Source organism: Chitinophaga arvensicola (genome assembly GCF_900110835.1).
Classification (GTDB): domain Bacteria; phylum Bacteroidota; class Bacteroidia; order Chitinophagales; family Chitinophagaceae; genus Chitinophaga; species Chitinophaga arvensicola.
Genome location: NZ_FOJG01000002.1, coordinates 602083 through 615237, shown reverse-complemented (window position 1 = coordinate 615237; position 13155 = coordinate 602083). Strand labels below are relative to the sequence as shown.

The window sequence follows — 13155 nt, the reverse complement described above, 5'->3', positions numbered from 1 at the left end:
CGGATGTATGCAATTGTAGATATTGAAACGACAGGCGGCCATGCGAGCGCCAATGGCATTACGGAAATCGCCGTGTTCCTGTACGACGGGAAGGAAGTTACGCAGCAATACCAGACTTTGGTAAACCCCGGAATCCCCATTCCTTATTACATAGAATCACTCACGGGCATCAGTAACCGTATGGTAGCAGACGCACCGCCCTTCGAGGCGATCGCTCCTTTATTATACGACCTGCTGAAAGACCGGATCTTTGTGGCGCACAACGTTAACTTCGACTATTCTTTTATAAAACACCAGCTGGGCAATGCGGGGTTTGACCTGCAATGCAAAAAGCTTTGTACAGTGCGATTGGGCCGTAAGATTTTTCCCGGCTTGAAATCGTATAGTCTCGGTAATATCTGCCGGCACTTCGGGATCCCGGTAAACGGGCGCCACCGCGCAGGCGGCGATGCAGAAGCCACTGCCGTGCTTTTCGGGATGCTGTTGGCTGCAGATAAAGAGAAACTGATAGCAGGGGCTTTAAAAGTGGGATCCAAAGAACAGTTCCTTCCACCGAATCTCCCACCGGAACTGGTAAAGAGCCTGCCCAACCATCCGGGCGTTTATTATTTTCACGATCAGAAAGATAAAGTAGTGTATGTGGGCAAGGCGAAAGACCTCAGTAAACGGGTCAACAGTCACTTCACCGGGCATAGTACCAGCCGCCAACGGCAGAACTTTCTGCGTACCATTCATCGTATATCCTTCCAGGAAACGGCTACCGACCTGATGGCATGTATCCTGGAGTCGGTGGAAATAAAGCGGCTGTGGCCAGTTTTCAACTACGCCCAGAAACGGGTGGAGTTCCGTTACGGCCTTTACCTGTTCGAAGACCAGCAGGGGTATCTCCGGCTGGCCATTGAAAAGAAACGGAAGTATTCGAACCCGGTGCACAGCTTCAACCTGCTGATCGATGGTCACCGGCTGTTACGCTCCCTGATAAAGGAGTTTCACCTTTGCCCGAAGCTCTGCTTCCTCCAGAAAGGTAATGGCACCTGCACCGGTATTACGGCCGGCACCTGTAATGGCGCCTGCGAAAAAGCAGAAGACGCGGAAAGCTATAATGCTCGTATGAGAACGGCTGTGGCCTTTTTACAGGAGCAGCAACCCTCCGTGATCATCGTCGACAAAGGCCGCAATAGCAGCGAAAAAAGCTGCATCCTGATGGAGAAGGGCCGCTTCTATGGCATGGGCTACGTTCCTGCGGAAGTGAATACCAGCGAAGTGGAGTACTTCCGGGAATACCTGACCCCATATGCAGAAAATGAAGTGATCATCAGCCTGCTCCGGCCGTATGCCAGCAACAGCAGGCAGTTGTCGGGCGTCCGGTAATAGTCGTCAGAAAACAGGCGTACGTCAAGGTTTCCGGCTATCATCTCCCGGAAAAACAACATCAGGGTAATCAGCATAATCACCCCGAATCCCGGGTAAGACAATACCCGCAAAGAAAAAAAATTGCGTCATCGCAATAAATCAACTGATTCCTGATTACTTTTGCATCTCGTAAAAGTGAATTTCATCTTTAATTATTAATATTTTTTTATTCATGTTAGAGTCAAGTTTCAAATTACCAGGTCAAACGGCCTTCTACAAAGGAAAAGTACGCGATGTTTACACCATTGATGACAGGCTGATGGTAATGGTAGTAAGTGATCGTATCTCTGCATTTGATGTGGTACTGCCTCGCCCGATCCCGTTCAAAGGACAGGTATTGAACCAGGTAGCAGCCATTATGCTGGAAGCTTCCAAAGACATCGTTCCAAACTGGGTGAAATCCAGCCCGCTGCCAAACGTAACCATCGGACTGAAATGCGAAACTTTCCCGGTTGAAATGGTGGTTCGTGGCAACCTTACCGGTCATGCCTGGAGAACTTACAAAACCGGCGAACGCGTATTGTGCGGTGTTACCATGCCGGACGGTCTGAAAGAAAACGATTTCTTCCCGACTCCGATCATCACCCCAACTACCAAAGCGCACGAAGGACATGATGAGGATATCTCCCGCGAAGAGATCATCGCACAGGGCCTGGTAAGCAAGGAAGACTACGAACAACTCGAAAAGTACACCCTCGCCTTATTCGAAAGAGGTAAGGAAATGGCTGCTGAACGCGGACTGATCCTGGTGGATACCAAATACGAATTCGGTAAGATCGGCGATACCATCTATGTGATTGATGAAATTCATACACCGGATTCTTCCCGTTATTTCTACGCAGAAGGATACGAAGAAAACCAGAAAAATGGTGTTCAGCAGAAACAGCTCAGCAAGGAGTTTGTTCGCGAATGGCTGATGGCAAATGGTTTCCAGGGTAAAGATGGTCAGCAGGTACCGGAAATGACAGACGAATTTATACAGAGCGTAAGCGATCGTTATATCGAGCTGTTTGAAAATATCACCGGTCAGAAATTTGTGAAAGAAGAAGTAGCGGCTGCGGATGCAGAATCCAGAATTATAGCTGCACTGAAAAGTTTATAATCATTTTAAACCGCTCCGGTGCTCACCGGAGCGGTTTTTATCCCTTATGTGCACGATGAAACTACAATTGATCTCCGCCGCAGTTTGTTTGTTAAGCTTTACCGCCTGTAACAACTCCAGATCCCCTAAAGAATTAAGCTCACAGGAAGTACTGGAACTGGCCGGAAAAGCGCCCGGAATGAATGCGGGCAAAGGCACCTTCACTGTAAATACGCCCGCTGGCTGGACCAAGATCGACACCGTTATGAGCCGTATCGAATACGTGTTTATGATGGCGCCTATGGGCGAAGACAGCAGCTTTCAGGCCAATGTAAATATTGTTACTCAGGAACTGAAAAAAGGGTTTACGCTCGACAACGTAATGGCAAGCACCCAGAAGGAAATGGAAACCTTCTTTACCGATTACAAAAAATTCGGACAGGGCGAGCGCACCGTGACGGATGTAAAAGCGAAATGGATGAAATGCGAGTACATGCACCGCGAAAGTGGTACCCTGCTCAATGGAGAAGTCACCATCTTTGTAAAGAATAATATTGCCTACGCAGTTACCTTAACCACGCTGGCTAAAGATCTCCAGAAATATGAACCGGCACTGGAAGAAATTCTGAACTCCTTTACTGCAAAGTAGCTACCTATAAAATTTTTCTAAGCCCCTGGCAGATAATATCACTGCCCGGGGCTTTTTGCTGTATAGCTATGTGCCGCGAATGCCTTATTTTTGTGGGCAAATAGACGACCATTGAAACACCTTGCTGCACTTAATAAATATTTTCTTTCCAATAAATGGCGATTGATCCTTGGATTGTTGTTTACTGCTATCTCCATTGTATTCAGTGTTTTTCAGCCCATCATGGTACGGCAGATCTTTGACCTGCTGGCACATAATATCGATGAATACCGCCTGCTGGATAATACTTCGCTGAAAGTTGCCTTCCGGGCCGACTTTACCCATGTATTGGCTTTCTATGGCGTGAGTATCCTGATCTTCGCATTGCTGAGTGGATTCTTTCTGTTCCTTCAACGGCAAACACTGATTGTGATGAGCCGGCACATTGAGTACGATCTGAAGAATGAAATTTATCAGCACTATCAGAAACTGGATCTTAACTTTTTTAAGATGCATCGTACGGGCGATCTGATGAGCCGTATTACGGAGGATGTATCACGGGTACGCATGTACGTAGGTCCGGCAATTATGTATGCTTCCCGTACTTTGTTCCTGATTGTGATCATTGTATACCTGATGTTGCAGGTGAATCCGCTGCTTACGCTATATACCTTGTCGCCATTGCCTTTCCTGGCACTTACCATTTATTATGTGAACCGGATTATTCATAAGAAAAGTGAAAAAATTCAGTCGCAGTTATCCAATATTACTTCCATTGCACAGGAATCCTACTCAGGTATCCGTGTCATCAAATCCTATATCCAGGAAGATGCAAGTACACGTCACTTTGAGGAAGCCAGTGAAGCGTATAAAAACAGCTCTATCAGTCTTGCTAAAACAGATGCCCTCTTTCAGCCAACCATGGCATTGATGATCGGACTGAGTGTGATCCTTACTATTTTTATTGGCGGTATGCAGGTGATCCAGGGAAACATCACAGTGGGTAACCTGGCGGAGTTTGTGATTTATGTAAACATGCTGATGTTCCCGTTCTTTTCTATCGGGATGGTGGCATCGATGATCCAGCGTGCTGCGGCCTCACAGCAACGTATCAACGAATTTCTGCAAATAACGCCAACCATCAGGGATGAACCCGGCGCCAGATCAGTGAAACTGGAAGGTGGCGTGCGCCTGGAGAATGTTACGTTTACCTATCCGCATACAGGCATTACTGCCATCAGCGATTTTAACCTGCATATCAAACCGGGACAGAAGGTAGCCATTATCGGGAGAACCGGTTCCGGGAAGAGTACGCTGGCGCAGTTGCTGATCCGGATGTACGATCCGCAGGAGGGCAAGGTGATGGTGGATGACCAGGATATACGTCATTTACAACTGAGTGATCTTCGGAGCCAGATCAGTTATGTGCCGCAGGATGTGTTCCTGTTTTCCGACAGTATTGCCAACAACATCCGGTTTGGAGATCCGAGCGCCAGCATTCAGACGGTACAAACCGCTGCACGGCAGGCTTCTGTAGAAAAAGATATCCTGGGTTTCAATGAAGGCTTTGATACCGCCATAGGGGAACGGGGTGTTACGCTGAGTGGCGGACAGAAGCAACGCATTTCCATTGCCAGGGCGTTGATCAAGGATCCCAATATCCTGATTTTCGATGACTGTTTGTCGGCCGTAGATGCGCGTACCGAGAAGGAAATCATCGGTAACCTTTATGCCTATCTGAAAAATAAAACAGCCATTATCATCACGCATCGCATCTTCGCGTTGTTTGAGTTCGATAGCATAATCGTACTGGATGAAGGTAAGATTGTAGAGCAGGGGACACATAATGATTTATTATCATTGAATGGTTACTACGCAGAGTTGTATGCGCGTCAGCAATCAGGTGAGGATGAAAGTGTAACTGAGTAGCAATCATGTCCTTGTATATGCCCTGTCTTAGCCCGTTACAGGCGGCTTTTATGATTTTTCAAAATCATTTAAAAATATTTTGATATTTGTAAAACAATAGTATATTTGTCTCTTATTGTAACAGGATTTGATTCGTTAACACTTAAATCTATCAACTGTGGCGTACGAAAACAACAATCAACAGGAAAGAAACAATGATAGCATCTTTTCTAAACGATTGAAAGCGGGCAAAAGAAGAACGTACTTCTTTGATGTAAAGACCACTCGGGGAAACGACTATTTTCTTACTATAACAGAAAGTAAGAAACGTTTTAATGACAACGGTTATGACAGGCACAAAGTATTCCTGTACAAGGAAGACTTCAACAAGTTCCTGAACGCACTGACCGAAACCATCAACTACGTAAAAACTGAGTTGATGCCCGATTTCGACTTTGATGCCTACAACCATGATTATGTGCAGGAAGAACAGGACGAAACAGAAGCAGATGGATCTGAAGTTCGCGCTTCAGCCCCTGTAGAAGTGGAAGTTGAAGTTCCTGTAGAGGCGTCAGTAGCCGCCCCGGCTTCACATAGCTCTGATGAGGTAGACAAATGGTAAGATTTTTTACTTAAAGATTTTTACTTAAAAATAATAGGCAACCTCCGGATTTCTCCGGGGGTTTTTTATTGTAGATAAGGGAAGGGGAAAAGAGCAGGGGAGATAAATGCAGACTTGTCTGCACTTATCTCCCCTGAAATATTTAAAACAAAGACGCCCCGATTTATGCGTTGGTGCGCATTGCTTTCCATGCGTTGATTAATCCGTTAGTACTGGCATCATGATTCAGTACAATATCACTATTCTCCAGTTCCGGCAGTATTTTGCTGGCGAGTTGTTTACCCAGTTCCACACCCCATTGATCAAAGCTGTAGATATTCCAGATCACACCCTGCACAAAAATCTTATGTTCGTATAGTGCTATCAGTGAGCCCAGGGAACGCGGTGTGATTTTCTTCAACAGGAAGGAGTTGGTAGGGCGGTTGCCGGAGAATATTTTAGAAGGCAGGATGTTGGCGACATCTTCTGCAGGTGTACCGGCTTTTTCCAGTTCAGCACGTACTTCCGCTTCTGTTTTACCATTCATCAGTGCTTCTGTCTGTGCAAAGAAATTGGATAACAGTTTCACATGATGATCACCGATCGGGTTATGACTGATAGCCGGTGCGATAAAGTCGCAGGGAATCAAACGGGTACCCTGGTGAATCAGCTGGTAGAATGCATGCTGACCGTTGGTACCTGGTTCGCCCCAAACAATAGGGCCGGTTTCGTAACTAACGGGATGGCCTGTACGATCCGCCGTTTTACCGTTGCTTTCCATATTTCCCTGCTGGAAGTACGCCGCGAAACGATGCATGTATTGATCGTAAGGTAAGATGGCTTCTGTAGCGCTGCCAAAGAAGTTGCCGTACCAGAGGCCGATCAGCGCCATGATCACGGGGATATTCTGGTCCAGTGGTGTGCCGGAGAAATGGTTATCGGCAGCATGTGCGCCATCCAGTAATTCGGTGAAGTTTTCATAACCGATAGTCAGTGCAATAGACAAGCCGATAGCAGACCAGAGGGAGTAACGGCCACCAACCCAATCCCAGAACTCAAACATATTATTGGGATCGATACCAAATGCGGTCACTGCTTTTTCGTTGGTAGATAATGCTGCAAAGTGTTTGGCAACAAATTTCTCGTCTTTTGCGTGTTCCAGGAACCAGTTGCGCGCTGTATGGGCGTTGGTCATGGTTTCCTGTGTGGTGAATGTTTTAGACGCAATCAGGAACAGGGTTTCATCGGGTGTAATTTTTTTCAGGGTTTCCGCAATATGGGTACCATCCACATTAGACACAAAGTAGGTCTGGATGTTTGGTTTCCAGTAAGGTTTCAGTGCTTCTGTTACCATTACCGGGCCCAGATCGGAACCACCGATACCGATGTTTACGATATAACGTATAGGCTTGCCCGTATATCCTTTCCACTCACCGGAATGAATCTGGCGGCAGATGTGATCCATCTTGTTCAGTACCGCTTTTACGTCCGGCATTACATCGCGGCCATCCAGCATCACAGGTTTATCGGAAGTATTGCGTAAGGCAGTATGCAGTACGGCGCGGTTTTCTGTAACGTTAATCTTTTCAGCGTGAAACATCGCTTTGATGGCGTCAGTCACGCCACATTCTGCAGCCAGACTTAGCAACAGTGCGCGGGTATCTTCCGTAATAATATTCTTCGAATAGTCAAAAAGGAGGTCTTCAAATTTCAGGGAAAACTCACTGAAGCGTTCTTTATTTTCCATAAACAAGGCACGCATATGCACCTTTTTCATTTCTTCAGCGTGTTTCTTTAAGGCGTCCCACGATTTGGTGGTTGTTGGATTGGTAGATGGAAACATAGTAGTGTATATATTAAATGCGCATCAAAAATAATCTTTTAGATTTATGATTTCTGTTTCCTGTACAATTGCCAGGAAATTGTTACAGCGATAACACCGATAGCGATGATACAGGCATGTATAATCGAATTTTCATCGAGCACGTCGGCTGCCCGTCTTTTTAGCAGGATACCGTAAAATGCCCATACACTAACAAGTGCATAAGTGATATTGTTGCGCCGCAGGATCATGATCATACTTAGTACGGTGCCCACCGCAATCATGGCAATGGTCCAGAAGATCTGCTGCTGATGACTGCCATCCCAGCCCGCATATACCAGTAATGCGGTGATGTTGGCAATGGTGGCAATGGAGATCCATCCAAGGTAAATGCTGAAAGGAAGATGAATAAAGAGTTTTTCCTGCCTGGATGCGGGGCGGGTACCGATACCGAAGTTGAGATGGATCACGATAAGGGAAATCAGCAGCATCAGCATAATTACCGCGCTCACCGGAATGAGATGATAGTGCCAGGCAAACAACCAGCAGGCATTGGCCACGGAAGAAATGAGGAACCAGTCTTTTATCCGCTGCATTACATATGCCAGCATCTCCGGCTGTTTATTGGAAAAGGATAACCATAACTGGAAAAAAATAAAGCCCAGTAAAGAAAGATAAATAACACTCCAGATCAAGAACGTAACGCCTGCAGGCACAAACAGGTTCGGATATTCCTCCGACACTTGTGCAGTGGTTTTACCATTAATGGGAAGCAGTACTGCGAGAGCATTTGCCGCAATCATAATAATAAAACCGAGGGTGTTAAAAATGGATTTGTTCTTGAAGTGGAGGGTTTCATGACTCACCATAACGGATGGGTGCTTTTTATAATATTATTGACATGGTTACCCGTGTTACAACACAAAAATTATGCTAAAACGGACAAACAAAACAAAGTTTGTTACACGTTAGTATATATCTCCGTTTTTTCCATACATTTGCCAGCTATGACAGCTGAGCAACTTAAAGCTATGAGGGACCGTTTATATGTCCTGGGAGGTTTTCTTTAACGTACCTGACCGATTAGCAAAAATAGAAAACGACAAACAATTAAGCCTGGCGCCCGGTTTCTGGGATGATAACGTCAGAGCGACTTCAATTCTGAAAGAGATAAAGGTCAACAAGTATTGGGTAGACCTTTATGATCAGGTAAATGCTGCCATCGACGACAGCGCTGTACTGAACGATTTCTTCAAAGAAGGAGAAGCCACGGAAGAAGAGGTAGAGCAGGCCTATAGTGCTGCTGTAGTAGCATTGGACGACCTGGAATTTAAATCTACCCTTAATCAGCCGGAAGATGAAATGCCTGCGGTATTAACCATTAACTCCGGTGCGGGCGGCACGGAAAGCCAGGATTGGGCAGAAATGCTGCTGCGTATGTACCGCATGTATGGTGAAAAGCAGGGGTGGAAGGTATCAGAAATTGATACCCAGTATGGAGATGGCGCCGGTATCAAATCCGCTACACTGGAATTTGATGGCGACTTCGCCTATGGTCACCTGAAAGCGGAAAGCGGTGTACACCGGTTAGTACGTATTTCACCTTTTGATTCCAATGCGCGCAGACACACTTCTTTTGCCTCCGTATATGTGTATCCGTTAGTAGACAATACTATCGAGATTGCTGTTAACCCGGCAGACCTGGAATGGGAATTCTACCGTTCAGGAGGTAAGGGCGGACAGAATGTAAACAAGGTAGAAACGGCCGTACGACTGAAGCATATTCCATCCGGTATCATCATCGAATGCCAGCAGGCACGGACACAGGGAGAGAACCGCGAAAAGGCGCTCACCATGCTGAAATCACGCCTGTATGAAGAAGAGATCCGCAAAAGAGAAGAGCTGAAAAATGCAGCCAACGCCAACAAACGAAAAATCGAGTGGGGTTCACAGATCAGATCATACGTATTCCATCCGTATAAAATGATTAAAGACCACCGCACCGACTTTGAAGTAGGTAACGTAGGACCTGTTATGGACGGCGACCTGAACGGATTTGTGAAGGCATACCTCATGATGCAGAAGGAAGAGGACAATAATTAATAAGTATCGACTAATTATCAATAAGTGCGTAGGCGCTGTATTACTTAATTTTGCTGCGGAAACAAAACACGTAGTCATTTGTTTATTTGATTGTTTGTCTGCCTGGAGATCATCCCGGTCTTACAAATAATCAAATAAACAGATATAAAATTAGGTACAATGAATACAGGATACTTTGAGTACGCAGCGCCTGCTAATGAGCCTGTGTTATCTTATGCACCCGGTTCTGCTGAGAGAATTGCATTAAAGAAACAATTAGCCGCCTTCAAAGGCGAAGTAGCAGATATCCCGATGTACATCGGTGGAAAGGAAATCCGTACCGGAAACACCGTTGATCTGCGCCCTCCCCACGAAATCAAACACAAATTAGGTCATTTCCATATGGGTGACGCTTCTCATGTGAAATCTGCCATCGCAGCCGCGCTGGAAGCACGTGAAAAATGGGCCAATATGGATTGGGAACAACGCGCCGGCATCTTCCTGCGTGCTGCCGAACTCCTGGCCACCAAATACCGTTACCACATCAACGCAGCTACCATGCTCGGCCAGAGTAAGAACCCTTACCAGGCTGAAATTGATAGTGCCTGTGAATTGATCGACTTCCTCCGCTATAACGTACACTTCCTGAGTGAAATTTACCGTCAGCAGCCCGTATGCGCGCCCGGTATCCACAACAGGGTAGAGTACCGTCCGCTGGAAGGATTTGTACTCGCCGTTACACCATTCAACTTTACTGCTATTGCCGGTAACCTGCCTGCTTCTGCTGCCATGTGTGGTAACGTAGTGGTATGGAAACCAGCTAATACACAGGTGTTTGCCGCCCAGGTATTCATGAAGGTGATGATAGAAGCCGGTTTACCGGACGGTGTTATCAACCTGGTATATGCCAACGGTCCGGTAATAGGAGATGTTTGCTTCGCAGATCCTCACTTCGCAGGAATCCACTTCACCGGCTCCACCGGCGTATTCCAGACCATGTGGAAAACCATCGGCGAAAACATTCACAAATACAAAACTTACCCACGCATCGTAGGCGAAACCGGTGGTAAAGACTTCGTACTGATCCACAAATCAGCCGATGTAGATATCGCGGTTACTGCTTTAGCCCGTGGCGCTTTCGAATACCAGGGCCAGAAATGTTCTGCTGCCTCCCGTGCATACATACCAAACAATCTTGCTGACGATATAAAATCCAAACTGGTAGCTGAACTGAAAACCATGAAAATGGGCTCCACAGAAGATTTCAGCAATTTCATCAACGCAGTGATCGACGAACGCTCTTTTGATAAGATCGCTAAATACATCGACAACGCGAAGAACGATCCGGCTGCTAAAATCATTGCAGGCGGTAACTACAACAAGTCTGAAGGTTACTTCATCGAACCTACCGTTATCGAAACTACTGATCCGAAATACATCACCATGTGTGAAGAAATCTTCGGACCTGTACTGACCATTCATGTGTATGACGGAGAGAAGTTTGAAGACATTATGCAAGTGGTTGACAGCACTTCAGAATACGCATTAACGGGTGCTATCATTGCGCAGGACCGTTATGCTGTAGAACTGGCTACCCGCAAACTTGTAAACAGCGCTGGTAACTTTTATATCAACGACAAACCAACCGGTGCAGTGGTAGGACAGCAGCCATTTGGCGGCGCCCGCGCTTCCGGAACCAACGATAAAGCAGGTTCTATGCTGAACCTCTACCGCTGGCTGAGTGCAAGAAGCATCAAAGAAACCTTTGTGCCGGCTACCGATTACCGGTATTCGTTCCTGAAAGAGGCTTAGTAAATGTTCATGATTTATATCGGGGCGGTGGATCTATATCCATCGCCTTTTTTGTACCTTGCATCCTCATTCACGATACGGAACTATGCAGGCAGATATTATTAAAACATACTTCTCACAACGTCACGAACAACTCCGTGTAGCAGATCTCGAACTGCAGATCATTGCAGATGGCACGCCAAAACCTGAAGCCAGCGTATCCGCTGCTGCCGCTTTTGATGAATACTTCGGTAAACAGTTGCGCACAAAAGGTATAAAAGCGGCCGTCTTTTTTGGTATTGGTTTGATCTTTCTCATCCGTGTGATTACGCTCACCAACCGCGAGGAAGGTAGTTTTATGCAGGTATCTTTATCGCTCGCATTGGTAGCCTTTGCACTGGTACGTGGCATTATCTGGGGCATGCAGTTGTTTGCCCTGAAAGAAGAGATATCGACTTTTAAGGATCTAAGGAGATTATAGTAGTAAACGGCATAAAAAATCCCGTAGCGTATAACGGCTACGGGAATATTATAAAAGGCAATTGTTTATTTCAGTTTCTGCAACGCGGCCAGCGATTCTGTCACATGTTTCTCTCCGTCGCGCATGGAATTAAATTCATGCACCACCACACCATTCTTATCCACGATATAAGTTACCCGACCAGGTATTACAAAGGTTTTGGGCACACCAAATAATTTTCGGACTTCATTTTTCGGATCACTCAGCAACGTAAAAGGTAGGTTGTGATGCGTGGCAAAGCTGCGGTGTGATGCTACGTTATCTGAACTGATGCCGATAACCAGCGCCCCGTATTTCTGAAAGTCCTGGTATGAATCACGGAAAGAGCAGGCTTCTTTGGTGCATACACTGGTTTCATCTTTGGGATAAAAGTAAATGACCAGTGGTTGTTTACCGAGTACCGTGCTAACGTCAAAAGTTTTGCCATCCTGATCCTGTAAGGAGAAAACGGGTATTTTATCCCCGGTCTTTATCTGTCCTTCAGATTTACATCCCCATAATTGTAAAAAGGCCGCCATAGTGAAAATGAGCTTTATGAATTTCATAATTCAGAAATTGATAGCACTAAAGTACGAAGAGAAGCGCAGCCGGCATTGTTAAAATTACCCGGTGAGGCGTGGAAAGTGTCATTTTAAAGGCGTCAGTCACAAATATTCCATTGTTTATCAATCTTTTCTAATATTCAGCTTTTTATCTGTTGCATTTAATCATTATTTTTGGCCCCTAAAACGTTGTGTTTTGAAAACCATACTAAACGGCAGGCAGATGGCTATTACGATAGACAGGCTTTGTCATCAGTTGATAGAAAATCATTTACAGTTTGAGCAAACCGTGCTGATAGGATTACAGCCGAGGGGTATTTATTTATCCGGCAGAATTCATCAGACCTTGTTGAAATTAGTACCAGGCGCGCGTATCGATTACGGTAAACTCGATATCACCTTTTACCGGGACGATTTTAACCAGAGCAAAACGCTGCACGTGCCCAGTGAAACCAGTATCGATTTTTCCATAGAGAATAAAAAGGTGGTGTTGATAGATGATGTGTTGTATACCGGCCGTACTATCCGTTCGGCACTGGATGCAATGCTGGATTTCGGCCGGCCTGCTTCTGTGGAGCTGCTTACGCTGATAGACCGTCGTTTCAGCAGGCAGCTGCCTATTCAGCCCGACTATACCGGACGTACTATCGATGCCCTCATTTCCCAGAAAGTAAGGGTATTATGGAACGAAAGAGATGGTAAAGACGAAGTAGTTCTGATTGACTAACATGAATCCGGATTTCAGAATTCAGATTTCACCCTTTATA

The 13155-nt window shown here is 45.8% G+C and carries 12 protein-coding genes; 9 read left to right on the top strand and 3 right to left on the bottom strand.

Features of this window, described 5'->3' with window-relative positions:
- Positions 1-3 precede the first annotated feature (3 nt).
- From BMW79_RS19830 to BMW79_RS19810, 5 genes are all read left to right on the top strand, one after another.
- On the top strand, positions 4-1371 hold the full coding sequence (locus BMW79_RS19830; protein ID WP_089897376.1) for an exonuclease domain-containing protein: 1368 nt from the start codon (positions 4-6) through the stop codon (positions 1369-1371).
- A 214-nt stretch (positions 1372-1585) separates the two neighbouring features.
- Positions 1586-2515 (top strand): phosphoribosylaminoimidazolesuccinocarboxamide synthase, encoded by a 930-nt coding sequence (locus tag BMW79_RS19825; protein ID WP_089897375.1) that lies wholly within the window; start codon positions 1586-1588, stop codon positions 2513-2515.
- Between the two features lie 55 nt (positions 2516-2570).
- Positions 2571-3143 (top strand): LpqN/LpqT family lipoprotein, encoded by a 573-nt coding sequence (locus tag BMW79_RS19820; protein WP_177192255.1) that lies wholly within the window; start codon positions 2571-2573, stop codon positions 3141-3143.
- Positions 3144-3254: 111 nt separating this feature from the next.
- On the top strand, positions 3255-5051 hold the full coding sequence (locus BMW79_RS19815) for an ABC transporter ATP-binding protein (protein ID WP_089897373.1): 1797 nt from the start codon (positions 3255-3257) through the stop codon (positions 5049-5051).
- A 157-nt stretch (positions 5052-5208) separates the two neighbouring features.
- A complete protein-coding gene (locus tag BMW79_RS19810) occupies positions 5209-5652 on the top strand; it encodes a DUF3276 family protein (RefSeq protein WP_089897372.1) in 444 nt (147 codons plus the stop codon).
- A 163-nt stretch (positions 5653-5815) separates the two neighbouring features.
- On the opposite strand, the gene pgi is transcribed toward BMW79_RS19810, so the two are convergent.
- Both pgi and BMW79_RS19800 read right to left on the bottom strand, forming a co-directional pair.
- Complete coding sequence (gene pgi / locus BMW79_RS19805; RefSeq protein WP_089897371.1) at positions 5816-7474, bottom strand: glucose-6-phosphate isomerase; 1659 nt, start codon at positions 7472-7474, stop codon at positions 5816-5818.
- A gap of 44 nt (positions 7475-7518) precedes the next feature.
- Entirely contained in the window at positions 7519-8322 is an 804-nt protein-coding gene (locus tag BMW79_RS19800; RefSeq protein WP_089897370.1) for a tryptophan-rich sensory protein, read from the bottom strand.
- Positions 8323-8460: 138 nt separating this feature from the next.
- Here BMW79_RS19800 and prfB point away from each other — a divergent pair.
- The 3 genes from prfB to BMW79_RS19785 all read left to right on the top strand — a co-directional run bounded on the left by prfB (position 8461) and on the right by BMW79_RS19785 (position 11807).
- Positions 8461-9556 (top strand): peptide chain release factor 2 gene (prfB, locus tag BMW79_RS19795; RefSeq protein ID WP_143059225.1). Its coding sequence is split into 2 segments (ribosomal slippage): positions 8461-8520 and positions 8522-9556, totalling 1095 coding nucleotides; the frame shifts between segments, so codons are not numbered across the junction.
- A gap of 159 nt (positions 9557-9715) precedes the next feature.
- Positions 9716-11347 (top strand): L-glutamate gamma-semialdehyde dehydrogenase, encoded by a 1632-nt coding sequence (gene pruA, locus BMW79_RS19790; protein ID WP_089897369.1) that lies wholly within the window; start codon positions 9716-9718, stop codon positions 11345-11347.
- Positions 11348-11432: 85 nt separating this feature from the next.
- The gene (locus BMW79_RS19785) at positions 11433-11807 is read left to right on the top strand and encodes a hypothetical protein (RefSeq protein WP_089897368.1); all 375 of its coding nucleotides are present in this window, start codon (positions 11433-11435) and stop codon (positions 11805-11807) included.
- Positions 11808-11872: 65 nt separating this feature from the next.
- On the opposite strand, the gene BMW79_RS19780 is transcribed toward BMW79_RS19785, so the two are convergent.
- On the bottom strand, positions 11873-12391 hold the full coding sequence (locus BMW79_RS19780) for a peroxiredoxin (RefSeq protein WP_245752613.1): 519 nt from the start codon (positions 12389-12391) through the stop codon (positions 11873-11875).
- Positions 12392-12584: 193 nt separating this feature from the next.
- On the opposite strand from BMW79_RS19780, the gene pyrR reads away from it, so the two are divergent.
- Entirely contained in the window at positions 12585-13115 is a 531-nt protein-coding gene (gene pyrR, locus BMW79_RS19775; RefSeq protein ID WP_089897367.1) for a bifunctional pyr operon transcriptional regulator/uracil phosphoribosyltransferase PyrR, read from the top strand.
- Positions 13116-13155 lie beyond the last annotated feature (40 nt).